14 protein-coding genes and 2 pseudogenes are annotated in these 18,751 nt (G+C 70.0%); 12 read left to right on the plus strand and 4 right to left on the minus strand.

Annotated features, from left to right (window positions below):
• Window positions 1-177: 177 nt before the first annotated feature.
• A complete protein-coding gene (locus N555_RS0106735; RefSeq protein ID WP_029430732.1) occupies window positions 178-792 on the plus strand; it encodes a GntR family transcriptional regulator in 615 nt (204 codons plus the stop codon).
• Between the two features lie 519 nt (window positions 793-1,311).
• Here N555_RS0106735 and N555_RS0106740 read toward each other — a convergent pair.
• From N555_RS0106740 to N555_RS29230, 3 genes and pseudogenes are all read right to left on the minus strand, one after another.
• Window positions 1,312-2,889, minus strand: a complete 1,578-nt coding sequence (locus N555_RS0106740; protein ID WP_081866039.1) for an ABC transporter substrate-binding protein — start codon at window positions 2,887-2,889, stop codon at window positions 1,312-1,314.
• An 851-nt stretch (window positions 2,890-3,740) separates the two neighbouring features.
• Window positions 3,741-4,265 carry an ABC transporter substrate-binding protein gene (locus N555_RS29225; protein WP_369794010.1) on the minus strand — a complete coding sequence of 175 codons (525 nt, stop codon included), beginning with the start codon at window positions 4,263-4,265 and terminating at the stop codon, window positions 3,741-3,743.
• Window positions 4,186-4,686 (minus strand): annotated as a pseudogene (locus N555_RS29230) (ABC transporter substrate-binding protein); the annotation flags it as partial. The gene N555_RS29225 and the pseudogene N555_RS29230, both read right to left, overlap by 80 nt.
• Before the next feature lie 182 nt (window positions 4,687-4,868).
• On the opposite strand from N555_RS29230, the gene N555_RS26680 reads away from it, so the two are divergent.
• The 7 genes from N555_RS26680 to N555_RS0106790 all read left to right on the plus strand — a co-directional run bounded on the left by N555_RS26680 (window position 4,869) and on the right by N555_RS0106790 (window position 13,446).
• Window positions 4,869-5,555, plus strand: a complete 687-nt coding sequence (locus N555_RS26680) for a TetR/AcrR family transcriptional regulator (RefSeq protein ID WP_051683812.1) — start codon at window positions 4,869-4,871, stop codon at window positions 5,553-5,555.
• Window positions 5,552-6,346, plus strand: coding sequence for an enoyl-CoA hydratase/isomerase family protein (locus N555_RS0106765; protein ID WP_029430737.1), 795 nt, complete (start codon window positions 5,552-5,554; stop codon window positions 6,344-6,346). The genes N555_RS26680 and N555_RS0106765 overlap by 4 nt, the downstream gene beginning before the upstream one ends.
• Window positions 6,343-8,415, plus strand: coding sequence for an acetate--CoA ligase family protein (locus tag N555_RS0106770; RefSeq protein ID WP_029430738.1), 2,073 nt, complete (start codon window positions 6,343-6,345; stop codon window positions 8,413-8,415). Before N555_RS0106765 ends, N555_RS0106770 begins: the two co-directional genes overlap by 4 nt.
• A 453-nt stretch (window positions 8,416-8,868) precedes the next feature.
• Window positions 8,869-10,950: an acetate--CoA ligase family protein gene (locus N555_RS0106775; RefSeq protein WP_197028921.1), complete on the plus strand. Its 2,082-nt coding sequence runs from the start codon at window positions 8,869-8,871 to the stop codon at window positions 10,948-10,950.
• A complete protein-coding gene (locus N555_RS0106780) occupies window positions 10,947-11,714 on the plus strand; it encodes an aldolase/citrate lyase family protein (RefSeq protein ID WP_029430740.1) in 768 nt (255 codons plus the stop codon). Before N555_RS0106775 ends, N555_RS0106780 begins: the two co-directional genes overlap by 4 nt.
• Window positions 11,711-12,646, plus strand: coding sequence for an HpcH/HpaI aldolase/citrate lyase family protein (locus tag N555_RS26685; RefSeq protein ID WP_051683813.1), 936 nt, complete (start codon window positions 11,711-11,713; stop codon window positions 12,644-12,646). Before N555_RS0106780 ends, N555_RS26685 begins: the two co-directional genes overlap by 4 nt.
• Before the next feature lie 38 nt (window positions 12,647-12,684).
• Window positions 12,685-13,446 (plus strand): hypothetical protein, encoded by a 762-nt coding sequence (locus tag N555_RS0106790; RefSeq protein WP_156036226.1) that lies wholly within the window; start codon window positions 12,685-12,687, stop codon window positions 13,444-13,446.
• A 130-nt stretch (window positions 13,447-13,576) separates the two neighbouring features.
• On the opposite strand, the pseudogene N555_RS25685 reads toward N555_RS0106790, so the two are convergent.
• A pseudogene (locus tag N555_RS25685) lies at window positions 13,577-14,871 on the minus strand (ISL3 family transposase).
• Window positions 14,872-15,327: 456 nt separating this feature from the next.
• On the opposite strand from N555_RS25685, the gene N555_RS0106800 reads away from it, so the two are divergent.
• Genes N555_RS0106800 through N555_RS29235 form a run of 4 tightly spaced genes read left to right on the plus strand, consistent with a single transcriptional unit; the run spans window position 15,328 to window position 18,728 of the window.
• A complete protein-coding gene (locus N555_RS0106800) occupies window positions 15,328-16,386 on the plus strand; it encodes an isocitrate/isopropylmalate family dehydrogenase (RefSeq protein WP_029430743.1) in 1,059 nt (352 codons plus the stop codon).
• Between the two features lie 14 nt (window positions 16,387-16,400).
• Window positions 16,401-17,240, plus strand: a complete 840-nt coding sequence (locus N555_RS0106805) for an isocitrate lyase/PEP mutase family protein (protein WP_051683815.1) — start codon at window positions 16,401-16,403, stop codon at window positions 17,238-17,240.
• The gene (locus tag N555_RS0106810; RefSeq protein ID WP_029430745.1) at window positions 17,233-18,333 is read left to right on the plus strand and encodes an alpha-hydroxy acid oxidase; all 1,101 of its coding nucleotides are present in this window, start codon (window positions 17,233-17,235) and stop codon (window positions 18,331-18,333) included. The genes N555_RS0106805 and N555_RS0106810 overlap by 8 nt, the downstream gene beginning before the upstream one ends.
• Before the next feature lie 14 nt (window positions 18,334-18,347).
• The gene (locus tag N555_RS29235) at window positions 18,348-18,728 is read left to right on the plus strand and encodes a DNA-3-methyladenine glycosylase I (RefSeq protein WP_369794011.1); all 381 of its coding nucleotides are present in this window, start codon (window positions 18,348-18,350) and stop codon (window positions 18,726-18,728) included.
• Window positions 18,729-18,751 lie beyond the last annotated feature (23 nt).

Raw genomic sequence — 18,751 nt, forward strand, 5'->3', positions numbered from 1 at the left:
CAGCATGTCTGGTCGTAGCCTTTCCGTCACCAGCCAGATCGTCGGACGGGGAGGTGGGGGCAGGGCCGCGGACTCCATCGCCGTCAATCCGTTGCAGCGCGTTCGCCTCGTCGACCAGGTGACGGATCGCTTGCGCGACATGATCATCAGCGGCGAGGTGTCTCCGGGCTTCCCCTGTTGCAGATCCAGCTGTCCGAGCAGTTCGGCGTCCGCCGCACCCCTCTCCGCGACGCGTTCCGGATCCTCGAGCGCGACGGGTTGGTCCGGGTGACCAACGGCAACCAGACCGTCGAAGTCATCGAGATGACCCCGGCGGAGATCATCGACCTGTACCAGATCCGCGAGTCACTCGACGGACTCGCCACCAGACTCCTCGCGACCTGCGGGATGAGCAGCCAGGCCGAACAGCGCCTGGTGCGGTCCCTCGCCACCTTGGACGAAGTCATGTCGGCCGAGCGACTCGACATCGCCGCATACAACCCGGCCTACATCGACTTCCACCTCGGCATCATGCTGGCCAATCCGAACCGGCGCCTGCAGGAGCTGCAGCACATCGTGCGTCTCAGCTCGCAGATGTTCCTGCCCCGCTACCTGAGCAGGACGAGCGGCGACGAGTCCGAGTCCTTCAACGAGGAATACCTGCGGTCGCTGCTCATCGCGGGCAATGACGACCACCAGCAGATCTCTGAATCCATCAAGGCCGAGGACGCAACGAAGGCCGAGTCGTTGGCGAAGCGGCACATCCGCAAGACGATCAGCGAGATCTCCCGCGCCACCAAGCGGCCCGAATAGCCGTCGGGAAGCGTCCGCCCCACAAGGCCGCCCGAGAAGGCCGCCCGAGAAGGCCGCCGGAAGCGTTCACCGGGGCCGAACACCATGCCAAGCGCACGGGCGCGAATCGCTCACCGTCGCGCGTGATGAACCGCGCGATGCGTCCCAAGCACGTCACGAGGCCCGGGGTGTGGTGAGGAAGCGGGCTCTACGGTAGCGCACGCCGTCGTCTGCACCCGCGCCGTCCTATGCCCGCCCGGCTCGGTGAGCGCCACCGACTCCACTCCATGCAGAGCGGAGCGCGGTCGGTCCGCCCCGGATGCACGGGGCATCACCCCCCAGTATCCGGCACCCCCCGCTTCGGGAGCGGCCGGCCGGCCCCAGCGCGAAGAATGCTGGCCGCGTCGACAGAGGGTCCGACCGTCGGCGCGGTCCCCGCACGTCGGGCGCCGGTGTGCCCGGCACGGGACCACGAGGGTCCCGTGCCGGGCACACCGGTCGCGCTCGGAGGCCTGACGTCGGCCGACGTCGGCCGCCCGCCTACCGCTCGATGCCGATGTGCCGGAGGTCTGGAGACGCACCGACCCGGGTAAACGTCATGTCTTCCACGCCCACGACCTCGGGGCTGGCGAGCCAGACGTTCTGGATCCGGAAGAACGGGATCTGCACCGACTGTTCAGTGATGATCCGGTTGATCTCCTGGAGGGACTCCTCCCGCGAGGGGTCATCGAGAGGAATCGCCTGGAGCTCTGCGAACGCCGCCTGGAGCTCGGGCGACGCGCCGCCCGGGTTCTGTGGGCCGAGCGCCCAGTAGGTGAGGTACGTCATCGGGTCACCACCGTTGACGGCCGCGACCGCGTACGCCCCACCCTCGCCGGCACGGAAGGCCGATCCGGCCCCGGTCGGCGGATACTTCTTGGTCTCCACGTTGATGCCGACCTCGGTCAGCTGTGCCTGCACGATGGTGGCGATCGTGTCCGAAGGCTCGGTGCTGTTCATCACGATGGTGACCGTCGGGTTCGCGATCCCAGCCACGAGTTGCCGCGCCTCATCGGGGTCGTACGCGTCCTCGTCCAGCTCCGGCAGATACCCCGGCGTCCCCTCGGGGAACCACTGGTACGCCACCTCGCCCGCGCCCCCGGAAGCCGCCTCGGCCAGCGACTCCCGGTCCACGGCGAGCGAGACCGCCCTGCGCAGATCCTCGTTGTCGATTCCCGGCACGTTGGTGTTGAAGAGAATCCCGAAGGTCTGACCACCGTTCGGGTAGGTGGTGGCCTCGAACTGGCCGGAGTCGACAATGGGCTGCCACGCCGCGCTTGCGAAGGCCGTCGCATGGGACAGCTGGATCTGCCCGCTCTGCAGTGCACTCAGCCGGGCGTTCTCATCTGGGATGCCGATGATCGTGGCGCGCCGTACCAGGGCCGGATGCTCCTCATCCCAGTACTCGTCCCAGCGCTCGTACGTGGCACGGTCTTGGCCCAGCTCGGCCAGCGTGAACGGCCCGCTGCCCGCAGGCGTGCGGCTGAGGTCGGCGCCGTCAGCGATCGCCTTGCCACTGATCATCGACGAGAGGCCGTAGTACTCGGCCAGGGTGTAGGGGAAGGAGTGGCTCGGCGTCTTGAAGGTGATCGTGACCTTCGTCGGCCCGTCCGTCTCCACCGAGGCGATGTTGGCCACAAGGTTCTTGATGGTCGACGTCTCCAGGGTCGCGGCCCGGTTGAAGTTGGCCTTGACCACCTCGGAGTCGAAGCCGCTCCCGTCCTGGAACGTCACGCCCTCGCGCAGCGTCATCGACATCGACAGGCCGTCGTCGCTCACCTCCCACTCCGTGGCCAGCCCCGGCGTGATCTGCAGATCCGCGTCCAACGTGAGCAGCTGGTCGTACACCGGCGACAGGTAGCCTGGGTCACTGAACAACGGGATGCGGGACTGGTGCGGGTCGAAGGACGTGGGCACGGACGTATAGCCGGCGGCGATCTCGGCATCGGGGTTCAGCTCCCCCGCTTCCTCGGATCCCGACGACGACGAGTTGTCATCGTCAGCCCCGCCGCACGCAGTGACGAACAGCGTTAGCGGCAGCACGATGGCGGCAAGCCGCATTGACCTCGAACGCTTCATCCTAATCTCCTGGCTGTTGGATCTCCTGCTCCGCGCGGAGCGGGCGCGACGGTGGAGCCGTCGGATGTGGGGCACATTACATAGACCTGGGTGCTGGATCCAGGACAGCAGGCACGAACCAGGTCGTTGCAACCCAACGGTTACCCGGCCGGGCAGGAGCACTCTGGCCAACGGGATCGGTATCCACAGAGCCTCGTCACGCCGACTCAGGGCCGGCGGCCCTCGGCACGAGGCGCAGTGGTCCCATGCACCGGGCCACTAACTTCCCGGCACGCCTCGCGCCGGGGATCGCGTCGTCGAGAAGCGCCGGTGTGCCCGGGACGGGACCACGAGGGTCCTTCCCGGGCACACCGGTCGCGCTTGGAGGCCCGACGTCGGCCGGCGTCGGGCGACCTCCGACTTCTCGACGCCCACGATTCGGAGGTCGGGGGCCGAGTTGGCCTGCGTGAACGTGGAGTCGCCCAGACCCACGAGCCCGGGGGCAGAGAGGTACTGGACCGAGACCTGGACCCACGGGATCTGCACCACCTGGTCGGCGAGCCTCCGGTTGATGTCCTGCAGGATCTCGTCCCGCGCAGGGTCGTCGAAGGGCTTCTGCTGGAGTTCGGCGTACAACTGCTGGACCTCGGGCCAGAGGCCGCCCGGGTTCTGGATGCCGAACACGTTGAAGGCCAGAAACGTCATCGGGTCACCGCCGATCTGGGCGGAACTCAAGTACGCGCCACCCTCACCGGTCCGGAAGGCGGGGGCGGCCCCGGCCGGCGGGAACGGCCTGACCTCCACCGTGATGCCGACCTCGGCCAGCTGCGCCTGCACGATGGTGGAGATCGTGTCGAAGAGCTCGACGCCGTTCAGGATGATGGTGACGGTCGGGTTGGCAATGCCCGACTCGGCCACCAGCCGCCGGGCATCCTCCGGGTCGCCGCGTCCTCGTCGAGGTCGGGCACGTACCCCGGTGTCCCCTCGGGGAAGAACTGGTACGCCACCTCGCCCTCGCCTCCGGTCACCGCCTCGGCCAGCGCCTCCCGGTCCACGGCGAGCGAAACCGCCTTGCGCAGGTCCTCGTTGCCGGCTCCCGGAACGTTGGTGTTGAACACCGTTGCGTAGATCTGCCCACCGGGCTCGAAGGTGGTGAGCTCGAACTGACCGGAGTCGACCAGCGGCCGCCAGCCCGCGCTCGAGTACTGCAACACCTGCGCCGCCTGGATCTGCCCGCTCTGCCGCGCACCCTGCCGGGCGTTGTTGTCCGGGTTGGCGACGATCGTGGCGCGCCGGACCAGCCGCCGGATGCTCCTCGTCCCAGTACCCGTCCCAGCGCTCGTACGTGGCGCGGTCCTGGCCCAGCTCGACCAGGCGGAACGGTCCGCCGCCGGCAGGCTCGCGGCTGACGTCGGTGCCGTCGGCGATCGCCTGGCCGCTGATCATCGCCGAGAGGCCGTTCTCGGCCAGGGTGTACGGGAAGGACTGGTTCGGCGTCTTGAACGTGACCGTCATCGGCCCGTCGGTCTCCACCGAGGCGATGGTGGCCACCAGGCTCTTGGCGGTCGTTTCCTCAAGGGTCGCGGCCCGGTCAAAGTTGGCCTTAACCAGCTCGGAGTCGAAGCCGCTGACGTCCTGGAACGTCACCGCCTCACGCAGCGTCATTGCCATCGACAAACCGTCGTCGCTCATCTGCCAGTCCGTGGCCGGCAGCCCCTCCGGCTCCAGGTCCGCGTTCAGCCGGATCAGCTGTTCGTACACCGGCGAGAGGTAGCCCGGATAGCTGAACGCCACCGAACGGATCTGGTGCGGGTCCATCGACGTCGGCGGGGCCGTCTGGGCGACCGTGATCTCGGCGTCGGAGTTCAGCTTCCCCGACCCCTCGGAGGACGATGACGAGCCGCCGCCTCCGCAGGCAGTGACGAAACCGTCGGAAGTCGGAGACCCTACATAAAAGTAGGTGGTTGACAACAATCTTTTTGCTGGTCACGATCGCGCAGGTGGACGACGGACTCAAGAACGACGCGTCCGTTCCAGCCACGCTGGGCGGCGTCGAGGTCAAGCAGCAGCGCTCAGTGCTCTCCACGCTGGCCATGCTCGACGCCGCCGCCGAGCTGGTGGTCGAGGTCGGCTACGAACGCGCGACGCTTGCCGCGATCGCGCAGCGGGCGGGCTACAGCCACGGTCTGGTGACGCAAAGGTTCGGCAGCAAGGAAAGCCTGCTGATCGCGTTGATCGAGCGGATGACGACGGCCGCGGACGGAGCGGCCGGCCCGGAGGCGCCGCACGGGATGGCTGCTGCGCTGGGCGCCTACGACACGGTGCTGAACGGATGGCGCCGTTCCCCGTTGTCGATGCGTGCGCTCTACGTCCTCATGCTCACGTCGATCGTCGCGCAGCCGGCGCTGCGGGACCGGATGGTGCAGTTGCACCGCGACTTCCGGGCCCGGATGGCCTCCGAGATCCGGCACGCCGTCGACAGCGGCGAGCTCGCACCGGCCATCGATGCCGACGAGATCGCGGCGTCGGTCCTGACCAGCCTGCGCGGCTGCGCGTACCAGTGGGTCCTCGACCCCGAGGGGTTCTCCTTCGAGTCGGCGCTCACCGCGGAGCGCCGTGCGATGCAGCAGCGGCTGGACCCGTTCCTGCTCCGCTCCAGCCCTACGACGGGAGACAGGGACATATGACCCCCGAACCGGTGCTGGTCGAGACCACCGAGGGCCACGTCCGCACCCTGCGGCTTAACCGCCCCGCCCTCGCCAACGCGCTCAATCAGGAGCTCATCAGCGCACTCGCGGCCGCCCTCGTCGCTGCCGAGCAAGACCTCGACGTGTGGGTCGTCATCGTGACCGGCACCGGGACGACGTTCTGCTCGGGCGGCGACCTGAAGGAAATGGCGGCTGAGGACGCAGCGACGAACCCCGGGCGCCCGCGGCAGGTGCGCCCGAAGGTGAGCACCGCCCCGAACGTGCTCCAGCTGCTGCTCCAGATGGAGACCCCCGTCATCGCCGCACTCAACGGGCACGCCGTCGCAGGCGGGTTCGAGCTCGCCCTCGCCTGCGACCTCAGGGTCGGGTCCGAGGACGCGCGATTCGGGCTGCCGGAGGCGAAGCGGGGCATGGGGGCCGCGTTCGGCACGGTCGTGCTGCCGCGGCTCATCCCGGAGACGGTCGCCCTGGAACTCCTCTTCACGGGGCGCCTGATTGACGCCGCCGAGGCACAGCGTCTCGGGCTGCTCAACCGCGTGGCCCCCGCCGACGCGGTGCTGGACGTAGCGCGAGCCCTGGCGGAGGAGATCGGCGGCAACGCGCCCCTCACCGTGCGGCGCATGAAGGCGAACGTGCGTGCCGCGTCGGGTCAGCCGCTGTCAGCAGCACTGCAGATGGACGCGGGCCCGGACCCGTACGCCAGCGAGGACCGGGTCGAGGGCGTGCGCGCCTTCGTCGAGAAGCGGGAACCACGATGGAGGAACAGATGAGCGCGAAGAACCTGATCGGGCTGTTCGCACCGGCCTCCGTGGCGATCATCGGGGCCAGCACGACCCCTGGCAAGATCGGCACCCGCGTCGTCGACAACCTCCTGTCCAACGGCTATCCGGGCCGCGTGTACCCGGTTAACGCGCGCGGCGGCGAGATCGCCGGCCTCCCCGTGTACCGCGACATCGCCTCGTTGCCCGAGGCCCCCGAGGTCGCCTACGTCCTGATCCCCGCGGACGCCGCGGTCGCGGCCGCCCAGGAGCTGGCCGAGCGCGGCACCGCCTACATCATCGTCGCCGCGGCCGGGTTCGCCGAGTCGGGAACCGAGGACGGACGCCGTCGGGAACTGGCCCTCCGGGAGATCGCCGAGGCGACCGGCACGCGCATCGTCGGCCCGAACTGCAACGGCACGTACAGTGCCACGCACCAGGCCTCGATCGGCTTCAACACCGCGCACGGCATGCGCCACCGCGCGGGCGGCGTGGCCATCCTGTCGCACAGCGGCGCCCTGTTCTCCACCCTCATGCTGCGGGCCGCGACGCAGGGCATGGGGCTCTCGGCCTTCGTGTCCGTCGGCAACGAGTGCGACCTCACCGTCGTCGACTACATGGCCCACTTCGTCGACGATGCTGCGACCTCATGCATCGCGTTGATCATCGACTCGATCCCTGACGGTGACCGGTTCCGGGAGCTGGTGGGGTCCGCGCACGCCGCCGGGAAGTCGGTCCTCGCCCTCAAGCTCGGCACCTCGGACGTCGGTGCGAGCGCGGCGGTGGCCCACTCCAGCCGGCTGGCGGGGCGAGCGGAGGCCTACGAGTCCTTCCTCGGGCACCTCGGGGTCGGCCTCCTCGACACCGTGGAGGAACTCGTCGCCGCGGCCGCGCTGGTGGACACACCTCGCCGTATCCGTGCGCGCGCGTCGGTCGGCGTCGCCGCCATGTCGGGCGGCGCCGCCACGATCCTGGCCGACGCCGCCACGCGCGCCGGCGTGCGCGTCCCTCCGTTGAGCGGCACCACGCGCGACCGCATCAGCAGCATCGCGCCGCAGGCACTCATCGAGAACCCGATCGACCTCGGCGGCAGCTACGGCCAGATCGACACGCCCACAATGTTCGAGCTGCTCGCCGACGACCCCTCCATCGACGTGGTGCTGCACTACTACCACCCGATGAGCGAGGACGCCGACCGCGCCAGGCTCGCCGACCAGTTCATCGGCAGTGCCGAGCGTTCGGGCAAGCCGCACCTCCTGCTGGCGCCCGGTGGGATCACCGACGCGGAACGGGAGCGCTACGACGCGGCGCGGCTGCCGGTCATGATCGACACCGGGACGGCGATGACCGCCATCGCCGCGGCGTCCGCCCAGGCACCCGAGCCGGTCGCCCCGCAGCCCGCCGCCCGGCCGATTACAGCGCTCTCCGGGAGCGGCGTCCTCGACGACGCCGTGAGCATCGCACTGCTCGCCGAGGCCGGCGTGCCGATGACGCCAGTCCGCACCGCCACGACCCCGGCCGAGGTCCTGGCGGCGGCGCACGCCACCGGTCCGATCGTCGTGCTCAAGGGGCTGCTCGAGGGGGTCGCGCACAAGTCCGACCTCGGGCTGGTGGCCGTCGGCGTCCGAGGCGACGAGGAGGTCGCGGCCCAGGCCGAGCGCCTGTTCGGCCTCGGCGTCCGCACGGTGATGGTCCAGCCCATGGCCACGGGCGAGGTGGAGGCGCTGCTGGGAGTCGTGACCGAACCCCGCCTGGGCAGATTTGTCGTCTTCGGGCTGGGCGGCGTGTTCACCGAAGACCTCCGTGATGTCGCCATGGTGCCGGTGTGGGCCAGCCCGGAGCAGATGCGCACAGCCCTGTCCGCCACCCGACTGGGCGCCGTCCTCCACAGCCCACGCCGGCAGGCCGGGGCCTCGACCGAACGGTTCCTGGACGCAATCGTCACCCTCGCCCGCTGGGCGCGGACCGTCCCCCAACTCGAGGCTGTCGACATCAACCCCGTGCTCATCGGCACCGATGACGTGGTAGGAGTCGACGGCCTCATCGTCCTGGCCGACTCGACAGCTCCCGGCAGCGTCTGAACCCCCTGGCCGTGCCACTTGATCCCGGTGCATGCAGCCTGCGCGGGCCCAGGACCCCCTACTCGACAGCAGATCGGGCACGGGTCATGTGCGAATCTGGGCATCTCGAGCCGCCAGGCACTCGTCAGTGGGAGGTGCCCGCGCCTCTCGGTTGTCCCTTCTGCGCTCGACCGGGGCGCGAGGGCCGACTCACCGACCGGCGCGAATCCGTCGTCCCCACCGATGCGCTGCGCCGCCGGCGCACGGCCGGGGGGGGCCGGTCGTCGCCGATGAACCGGCTCGCAGGTCGACGTGCAGGAGGGGGACTCCGATCTGGGCTGTCCCTCGATCGCCTGGCCCTTGTTGCAGCGAAGATGAGCTCGACCGAGTGTCACTTGGACCGCGCGAATTGCAGACGGAGAGGAAGTAGCGGCCATGGAGGGTGCGGACGGGGTTCAGACGTCCATCTGTCGCATGCTGAACCCCCGCTCGGTCGCGGTAGTGGGAGCAACCAAGTCTCCTGGCTACGCGAGTCGCATGCTGTCGTCGCTGCGCGGGGGCCGAGCCGAGCTGACGATCTACCCGGTGAATCCGAAGTACGACGAACTCGACGGTCTGCGGTGCTACCCGACGCTGCGGGACCTGCCCGAGGCTCCGGACGTGGTGGCTGTCGTCGTCCCTCAACCCCTGGTCGCCGATGCGATCGCCCAAGCGGGAGAACTCGGCACCACGGCGGCCGTCGTGATCAGCGCCGGGTATGCCGAGCGGGGTGATGACGACGGGCCTCATCGGGAGGCGGCGCTGGCCGAACTCGCCCGGCGTTCGGGGGTCCGGATCTGCGGGCCCAACTGTCTAGGGGTCAGCAACGTCAAGGACGGCATCTGGGTCGCCGGCGCACCCGTCCCGCAGACGCGGAAGGGTCGCGTCGGCCTGATCTCGCAGAGCGGTGCCCTAGGTTTCGGGACGCTGATCCCGCGCGCATTCGCCGCCGGTGTCGGCTTCAGCTACGTGGTGACGACCGGGAACCAGGCGGACATCGAGTTCTCCGACTACGCGCGGTACCTGGTCGAGGACGACTCCACGTCGGTGATCGCGGGCTACGTCGAAGGCTTCAGGAACCCCGAGGCGTTCGCAGAGGTCGCCCGGCTCGCGGCGGATCGCGGCAAGCCGATCGTGCTCCTGAAGATCGGTCGCGCCGAGGCCGGTGCGCGAGCGGCGCGCTCCCACACGGCGGCACTGTCGGGCTCGGACTCGGCCTATGACGCCCTGTTCAGGCAGTACGGCGTGATCCGCGTGTCCGACTACGAGGAACTGCTCGAGCAGGCGCTCCTGCTGTCGACCGTCCGGCGACCTGTCGCGAGGGGAGTCGGCGTGCTGTCGCATTCGGGCGGACTGGGGACGGTGGTCGCCGACACGCTGGGAGCTGAAGGTCTCGCGCTGCCGCAACTGTCCGACCAGGCACGGGACGGCATCCAGGGCGTCATCGGGAACCTCGGCTGGGCCGCGAATCCCGCCGACGTGACCCGCTTCGCGACGCAGCCGACGAGCTTCGCCACGATCGCCGGCCACCTGCTCGCCGAGCCGTCCATCGGTACCTTGATCGTCGCCGGCCAAGCAACCGAGGAACTGGCGCGCGGCTGCATCGAGCAGGAGAAGGCCACCGGCAAGCAGATCGTCTACCTCTGGTCGGACGCAGTGCGCGGCCAGGAGCCCGGGATCGACGTCCTGAGGGACGGCGGGATCCCGGTGGTGGTCTCCCCGGCCCGCCTCGCCCGCGGCCTCCGTACCACCTGGGACCACCACGACTGGCTCGACACCTGGCGCCGACGCGCCGCCGACGCCGCCCCTCCCCCGCCGCCGGCCGAGGCGCTTGCAGCCCTTCACGGTCTCCAGCCCGGGGCGGCCATGTCCGAGCGCGAGAGCCGGTCCCTCCTCGAACGATGGGGCATCCCCGGCGTCACAGAGGTGGCGGTCTCCGATGCCGAAGGAGCCGTTGCCGCTGCTTGGCAGATCGGCTTCCCGGTCGTCGCCAAGATCGACTCCCCCGACATCGCCCACAAGAGCGAGAGCGGTCTGGTCCGTCTCGGGTTGCAGGACGACGACGACGTCCGTGCCGCGGTCGAGGAGTTGGAGGCCGCGGCCGCCGACGCCCACCCGGACTCCAGGATCAACGGCATCCTGATCCAAGAGATGGTGCGCGGCGCCGTGGAGGTCATCGCCGGGCTGTCCCATGACGAGCAGCTGGGGCCGGTGCTGCTCTTCGGCACGGGCGGGGTCACGGTGGAGGTGTTCTCCGACGTCGCGCGTCGGATCTGCCCGATCACCACGGACGATGCGTTGGAGATGATCGCGGAGACGCGGGGCGCGAGGTTGCTGAACGGATTCCGCGGTCGCCCTCCGGCGGATGTCGAGGCCCTCGCGCAGGCGCTCGTCTCGCTCTCGCTGTTCGGGCACCACGCGCGCGACGTGATCGCGGAGGTGGACGTGAACCCGCTCATGATCCTTCCCCGGGGACAAGGAGTCAGGGCTGCGGACGCCCTGGTGATCGGTCGGTGACCGCATCCCCCGACGCCGTCGCGGATCGACCCGCCCGCCGTTCCTGGTTGGTGGTTCCGGTCCCGGGACCCGACGAGTGGGCGAGCCTCGACACGACGGCCGCCGACGTCGTCGTCCTCGACCTGGTCGAGTTCGTGCAGCCGCGCTATCGAGGTGACAGCCGGCTCGAACTGCCCACCGCGATCGCCAGGCTGGCCGGGAACGGCCACCAGGTCTTCGTCCAGACGACGGCCGCCGACCCGTTCGACGATCTCGATGCCGCAGTGCGTGCCGGTCTGACGGGGATCGTCGTGGCCGACGCCGAGACGAGGGGACAGATCGAAGCAATCGATGGCCTCCTGGATCGCCAGGAACGCGAACGCGGGCTCTCGCCGGGTGCGATCGAGATCGTGGTCGCGCTCGAGTCGGGACGGGGCAACTGGGATGCCTTCGAGATCGCGACCGCCAGCAGCCGCGTGACCGGCGTGACGCTCGGCCGCGTCGACCTGAAGATGGACCTTCGTGCCGAGCCGAGCGGTGAACTGCACCTGCTCCCCTATCTCATGGAGCGGCTGATCGTGGTCGCCGGCGCGTGCGGCAGGTCGCCCATCGGGGCATGGTGGCGCCATCCTGCGCGCGGAATGCTCGCCGACGAGCAGCGCACGTATGAGGCTGCCGTGCGCGGCGCCGCGATCGGTTTCCGGGGCGGCATGTGCCTCACCGAGGAGCAGGTTCGATCGTTCAACCGCGCCTATGCACCCGCAAGTGATCGGGCGAGCCGGTGACCGAACCCCTGGTCGATCGATCGGCGCTGATGATGCCCATGGTCACCGAGCGCTTCGTGGCGGCTGCGTGGACGCGAGGCGCCGACGCGATCATCCTCGACCTCGAGGACTCGGTCCCCATGCACCTCAAGCACCACGCCCGGCGGTTGGTGAAGGACGCCATCGCGCTGGTGTCCCGGGGTGGCGCCCGCGTGCACGTGCGGCTGAACCACGCCACCGCGGTAGAGGAACTCGATGACGTTGTCTGGCCGGGTGTCAGTCTGTTGATGTACGCGAAGACCGAGACAGCGCAGGAGGTCCGCCTCCTCGACGAGCGGATCTCCGTTCTCGAGGAGGCGCGAGGAATTCCCCCCGGCAGCATCGAGCTGACGGCGATCATCGAGACACCGCGCGGGGTCGCGAACGCCATGGACATCGTGCAGGCGTCGACGCGCATCGTGCGGTTCGGCGGCGGCGCCGGCTACGACATGGGGAACGAGTACAAGGTCGACATCTTCACGGACACGGACCCCTGGCTCTACACCAAGGGTGAGTGCGAACTCGCCGGGCGCGCCGCGGGAGCGGCACCGAGCATGTCGGTCTTCCTGCCCAATCCGGAGGGCAGCGTTTCCGACGCTGCGTGGACCCGGAGTCAGGCGCTCGCCTCCATGCGCTGCGGCGCGCGTGGCGGAGTGGCGTTGCACCCAGGCGTCGTCGAGGCGCTCACCACGAGCTTCACGCCCGCGCAGGACGACCTGGTGACCGCTCGGACCGTACTGCTGGCGTATCACCGGCTGTGCCGGACCCGCGAGACGTGGACCCGGGCGGGCGATCTCGTCGTCGACCGCTACGAGGCGGAACGCGCGCGGGAACTGCTCTGGTGGGGAGTCCTCTGTCGGCAACGGGACGACGAGAAGCGTGAAGCGCTCGCCAGGGCAGAAGGGGTGACGTAATGCGTCTCGTTCGCCGGTCCCTTCTGGTAACGGACGACATGGGGTCGCTGACGGGCGGGCCGGATGCCGTCGTCCTGGCAGACACGGTTTCCCAGACCGACGTCGACCTGGCTGTGGAGGCGGGAGCCGACGTTCTCCTTCATCACACGGTGGGAAACGCAGATCGACTTCCCTCGGGTGCGGCCGGCCTGGTCGTCGATGCCGACACGTCACGGGATATGCACGATGCGATCGGGCGTCTCGCGGCGACCGAGGCCTATCTGGGGGCTGGCCACCCGTTCTTCGAGTTGCTGCCGGTGATCTCTTCGCCGCTGGGGGTCTGGCGCGCTCGCGAGATCGCACGGTTCTCACGTGTCCGTCAGGTTGGATTCTGCGAGGACGCATTCATCCGTGCCATCGGCGGTGCTGTCGACGGCGGCGTGGATCCGTGCTTCTACGCTCGCGGACGAGTCGTCACCGAGGCGCTCGTCGCCGGAGCTCAACCAGTGTGTCGGGCGGAACGGCTGAGCTCGTCGATGTTGTTCAATGCGGGGTACCGCGGATTCCTGATCGACGATCCCGTCCTCATCGATCTGACCAATGACGTGCTGACGCCATCGGCTGAGGACGTTGCCTACGCAGAACAAGTCAGGGACGCCTTCATGGAGGGGGTCGCGGGTGGTACCGCTGCCGTTAGGCTCGGACAGCGGATGATCGACGTCCCCGTTTACAAGGCGGCGCTCGGCGTCCTCGAATGGGCGGATGCATGCGCGGCGCGCGAGAGCACGAAACGCGTCCCCAGGCAGAATCACTCCATGTAACCCGAGGAGATCGCGCAGGATGGCCGGACCACAAGCTCGGTCCGAGAGCGCCCAATGTGCTGTTGAGGTCGTACCTCATGGACCGGCGGGGCCTGACCCCATCCCGGTTTGACCCCTGTTTCCCGGCTCCTCACGATCGAGGGTGTAGTCGGGTCCTGAATCCGCCGGTCGCGAGCAGGCTCCTGGTGATGTAGTTGGTGAGGTTGCGGAAGCCGAGCGCGGAGCCGCGGAGGTGCTCGAGTCGTCCGTTGAGGGCCTCGGTCGGCCCGTTGCTGGTACCGGGGCGGTTGACGTGCGCCAGGACGTCGGCGGCCCGCATCTTCAGCGTCCGCCCCAGCGTGATCAGCGCGGCCGAGACGCCGCGCGCGAGCGCGTCGATGAGGTCGCTTATCAGCCGCCCGTGGCCCGGTCAGGCTCGCGGTAGGCGCCGATCATCCGCTGGTAGATGCGCCAGGTGGCCTCGACCCGGACGTGCTCGTCGACGGCGAACAACGCGGTCAGCCGCTGCTGTTGCCGGTCGGTGAGCAGGTCGGCGCCGGTGTGCAGCGTCCGCCGCGCGGGGTAGAGCGGGTCGTCATTGCGGCCGCGGTGTCCGTGCAGGGCCTGCTGAACCCCGGCGCCGGAAGCGGCCAGGACGTCGCCGGCCAGGCGCACGACGTGGATACGGATCCATCACCGCGGTCGCGTCCGGCAGCTCCTCGGTGGTGGCGATCTTGAAGCCGGTGAACCCGTCCATCGTCACCACGTCCACCGCGTCGCGCCAGGCCGGGTCGCGCTCGGCGAGCCAAGTCTTGAACGCCTGCTTGGAGCGGCCCTCGACCATGTCCAGCAGCCAGGCCGGGCCGGTGCCGTCGCGGACGCGGGGCAGGTCGATGATCACGGTGACGTACTTGTCGCCGCGGCGGGTGTGCCGCCACACGCGCTCATCGACACCGAGCACCTGCACGCCGGCGAACCGGCCCGGGTCGTCGATGAGAACCCGCTGGCCCTCGGCCAGGACGGCGTCGTTGGCGGTATTCCAGGCGACCCCAAGCCCGTCGGCGACCCGGGCGACGGTCAGGTGCCCGACCACGATGCCCTCCAGCGCCCACCGCAGCCCCCGCCGGGACAGCTTCGCCCGCGGCTCGGCCGCCCGCTGAGTGTCCTGCCGCACACGTGTCCGTGGCCGCTGCACCAGTAGCGGCGGATCGTGACCAGCAGTGTCGTCGGACGCCACCCCAGCGGCTCGTGCAGCCAGGCGCCGCAGAACGGTGTCGCGCGGCGCGCCCTCGCAGCCGCAGCGCCGACACCACTGGTCGGGGTCGACGACGCGGCAGGCGAGCACGGCCCGATCCGGCTCCACCGCTGCCCGAGCACCCCCGGCCGTGCCCGTCCAGCCGGCAGAAACGTGGTCAGGTCAGGGCGAGCGAAGGTAGCGTCAGACAAGTCGAGGTCTTCCGGATGGGCGGCGTGAGAACCTCCATCTTCGGAAGACCTCGAACCCTATCCGGCCACCGACGCGCGGCTCACCAATAAACCCTCATCTGCGAAGAGCCCTATTAGTACGAACATCTCGGCATGCTGGGGCCTCCACGGTGCCGACGAGGTCGCGCACCTACAGCGGGCCGACGTTGCGACCACCCTTGACCGAGATGAGCACTCGGCCAGCGCCGCCGCGGCCCCGGTGGTGGAGGCGCCCGTTCCCTGACCTGTGCCGCCAGCCGGCACGCGCCTGCGGTCGCCCACCGGGTGGTCGGGCGGATGGGGCGCTCGGCTCCGCTGGGTCGACCGGCCGCATGCCGGTGTCGGACCCGACCCCGTGCCGGTGAGGCCGTGACGATCGCGGAAAGGCCTGGACTACGGTCGTCCAGGCCGTGATCCGTCAGGAGGGGGGCGCGGCACATGACCGCTGACAGGCACGTGGCCGTGGTTCCCGGGGACGATGCGGCACCGGAGGCGGTGGACGCCACCATGTCCGTCCTCGAGCAGCTGGCGCTACCGGTCACATGGACGGTGCTGAAGCCGGGCGAGTCGCTCACCGCCGAACTGGCCGACGCCAGTGACACCGTGCTGTTCGGCTCGAGCAACGGGCACACCGGCGGACTGATGCAGCTGCGCTTCGGCTGGGGCACCTACGCGAATGTCCGTCCGGTGCGGTACATCCCCGGGGTGCCGAGCTCGCTCCGTCGACCCGACGACGTGGACTACGTGATCGTCCACGAGGCACTGGAGGACGTGTACGCCGGCATCGAGGGCCCGCTGTCCCGGCTCGCTGCCGCCGGGGTCGACCTCACCACGCAGTACGAGACGGCCGGCACGCGACTGCGGTACCCGTTCACCGCCGCGGGTGAGGGGGTGTACGGCATCAAAATCTACACCCGGGAGGGGGTCGAGCGCGTGGCCCGATTCGCGGCGGCCCTCGCCCTCCGGCGCAAGGCGCAGGGGCACGCGGGCCGGGTCACCATCGGCGGCAAGTGGAACGTGAATCCCGGCACCGACGGCTTCTTCCACGACGTCGCCCGAGCGGTGATCGAGGAGACGCCGGGCGTCGCGTGCGACTCCTGCCTCGCGGACGACCTCGGTCGCCGATTCGTCATGAGCCCCGAACAGTTCGACGTCGTCCTGCTGCCCAACCTGCTCGGCGACGTCCTGTCCGATGTGGGCGCCGGCACGGTCGGCGGCCTGGGGATGGCGCCGAGCGGAGGCTACGGCGACAGCCGCGCGTACTTCGAGCCCGTCCACGGGTCGGCACCGGACATCGCCGGTCGCAACGTCATCAACCCGACGGCCACTCTCCTGTCGGCCGCCATGATGCTGGACCACCTCGGGCTGACCGACGCGGCACAGCGGCTCGACTCGGCGGTGCGGACCGTCATCAGCGCCGGGGACTGCGCCACACCGGATCTAGGCGGCACGGCGTCCACAGGCGAGTTCGCCCGCGCGGTCGCCGGCTCCTGCTGATGGGGCCGGATGGGATGCGGCCGCTACTGCACGGCTCGACCTGCGTGCGGCTGGCCTCGGTCTTCGATCCGCTGTCCGCGCGCATGGCCGCGGAACTCGGTTTCGAGGGCTGCATCTTGGCCGGTTCGGTCGCCTCGCTCGCCGTGCTGGGGGCGCCCGATCTGATTTTGGTGACGCTCACGGAACTGGCCGAGCAGGTCCGGCGGATCACCCGTGCCGACCCGCCACCCCTGGTGGTGGACGCCGACCACGGCTTCGGGAACGCGTTGAGCGCCGCCCGCACGGTGCAGGAGCTCGCCGCGGCGGGCGCCGCGGCCGTCACCATCGAGGACTCCGCCCTGCCCGAGGCATTCGGATCCGGCGCGGCGGACGTGGTCGGTGTCGACGAAGCGGTCGGGAAGCTGCGCGCAGCCGCCGAAGCGAAGGCCGGCACCGACACGGTGGTGATCGCCCGGACCTCCGCCTACGGGGTCGAGGGCCTGACCGCCACTCTCGAACGGGTCCGCCGCTACGCCGAGGCCGGCGCGGACGCGATCTTCGTGGTCGGGCTGCAACGGCTCGAGGAGGTCGCGGCCGTGCAGGACGCGGCAGGGGGACTGCCGCAGATGCTGTACGCCACGGGACCCGACATCGCGACGGGCGACCTCGCTCCGTTGGGCGTGCGCCTGCTCGTGGAAGGACACCTGCCGATGGTCGCGGCCGTCGAAGGCGCCTGGGAGGCGCTGTCGGCACAGCGGGACCGAGGCGCGTACCAGCCGCGGCATCCAGGACTGATCTCCCGGCTCACGCGGGCCGACGACTTCGAGCGACGGACGACGCGTTTCCTGCGACCCGACGGCACCGACCATGACTGACGACCAGGAACCCGAGTTCGCGACGCTGCACGAAGTCGTGGCCGCGGCACGGGGGCGGCTCGAACCCCCGATCTGGGACTACCTGACCGGCGGCGGCGGCACCGAGACGACCCTGGCCCGCAACCGGCTGGCGCTGGACCGGCTGGCGCTGCGGCCGCGCGTGCTGCGGAACGTGCGGGGCGTCGACGCAGGCACGAGCGTGTTCGGACGACCGATCGCCCTGCCGGTGGCACTGGCCCCGGTGGGCTCTGTCGACAGCTTCGACTCCGGCGGCCTCGCCACCGTGGCGGCCGCGGCCGATCGATGCGGCGTGCCGATCTTCTGCGGTGGCCTCGCCCCGGAGGGTGCGGAGACGGTCGCCGCCGGAACGTCCGGGCCGAAGATCTATCAGGCGTACCTGCGTGGCGACGACCCGAGACTCGACGAGCTCGTCGAGCGGGTCGCCGCCCTGGGCTACGACGCCTTCTGCATCACCGTGGATGCTGCCCATCCCGGCCGGCGCGAGCGCGACATCGCCCGCCGCTTCGTCAAGCCGTGGGTCGGTGCGGGTGCCCACCTGCTTGATCAGCCGACGCTGAGCTGGTCCGACGTCGAGCACTACCGAGCACGACACCAGCTGCCCTTGATCCTCAAGGGAATCGCGACGGCCGAGGACGCCGTCCTCGCGGTCGAGCACGGCGTCGACGTGGTTTACGTGTCCAACCACGGCGGTCGCCAGCTCGATCACGGCCGGGGTGCCCTCGACGTGCTGCCGGAGGTGGTCGCCGCTGTCTCGGGGCGGTCCCAGGTCTGGGTCGACGGCGGGGTGAACCGCGGGACCGACGTGGTAAAGGCGCTCGCGCTCGGCGCCGATCTGGTCGGCATCGGCCGGATCTACCTCTACGGCCTCGCCGCAGCCGGCCAGGTGGGCGTGGAGACCGTGCTCCAGCTACTCGCCGCAGAGGTGCGCGAGGCCTTGGCGCTGTGCGGAGTGACGTCTCCCCGCGACCTGGGCCCTGCCTTCGTGACGACGGCCGAGGCGGTGCGGCCCGTCCACGTGCTGAGCGCCTTTCCCTTGCTCGCGCCAGCGCTCGATTCTGACCCGACGGTGTGATCCAGCTGTTGCCCGTGTCGACCATCCGATGCGCATGGGGGAACAGCGCGCCCGAGTACGTGGACTACCACGACGAGGAGTGGGGAGTGCCGCTGCACGGGGACGACGCCCTGTTCGAGCGGCTCTGCCTCGAGGCGTTCCAGTCGGGGCTGTCCTGGCTGACCGCTGTGACGTGCGCCGCGGTCCGCATGGAGACGTCCCCGTTCAAACCGCGTTCCTGTACCGGTTGGCGCACGGCTTCCACGCGCTCGGGCGTGTGGCCGCGGGATTGCGAACCGCGGCGCCGCAGTGGCTCAGGAGGCGGTACGCGTCACTTTCGCGCGCCGCGGACAAGGGCGCTGCACACACCCCCCGGTCCCGCTCCAGGTCTCCAGGGCTGCATGAAGCACGACTAGGAGGCGCCTCCTCCGTCGGCCCC

It is taken from the genome of Blastococcus sp. URHD0036, assembly GCF_000701365.1.
Classification (GTDB): Bacteria; Actinomycetota; Actinomycetes; order Mycobacteriales; family Geodermatophilaceae; genus Trujillonella.

What these genes read in the sequence shown, in the direction of transcription:
- N555_RS0106740 (WP_081866039.1), bottom strand. Translation starts at nt 2,889, where the DNA reads ATGAAGCGTTCGAGGTCAATGCGGCTTGCCGCCATCGTGCTGCCGCTA.
- N555_RS0106765 (WP_029430737.1), top strand. Translation starts at nt 5,552, where the DNA reads ATGACCCCCGAACCGGTGCTGGTCGAGACCACCGAGGGCCACGTCCGC.
- N555_RS0106770 (WP_029430738.1), top strand. Translation starts at nt 6,343, where the DNA reads ATGAGCGCGAAGAACCTGATCGGGCTGTTCGCACCGGCCTCCGTGGCG.
- N555_RS0106775 (WP_197028921.1), top strand. Translation starts at nt 8,869, where the DNA reads ATGCTGAACCCCCGCTCGGTCGCGGTAGTGGGAGCAACCAAGTCTCCT.
- N555_RS0106790 (WP_156036226.1), top strand. Translation starts at nt 12,685, where the DNA reads ATGGGGTCGCTGACGGGCGGGCCGGATGCCGTCGTCCTGGCAGACACG.
- N555_RS0106800 (WP_029430743.1), top strand. Translation starts at nt 15,328, where the DNA reads ATGACCGCTGACAGGCACGTGGCCGTGGTTCCCGGGGACGATGCGGCA.
- N555_RS0106805 (WP_051683815.1), top strand. Translation starts at nt 16,401, where the DNA reads ATGCGGCCGCTACTGCACGGCTCGACCTGCGTGCGGCTGGCCTCGGTC.
- N555_RS0106810 (WP_029430745.1), top strand. Translation starts at nt 17,233, where the DNA reads ATGACTGACGACCAGGAACCCGAGTTCGCGACGCTGCACGAAGTCGTG.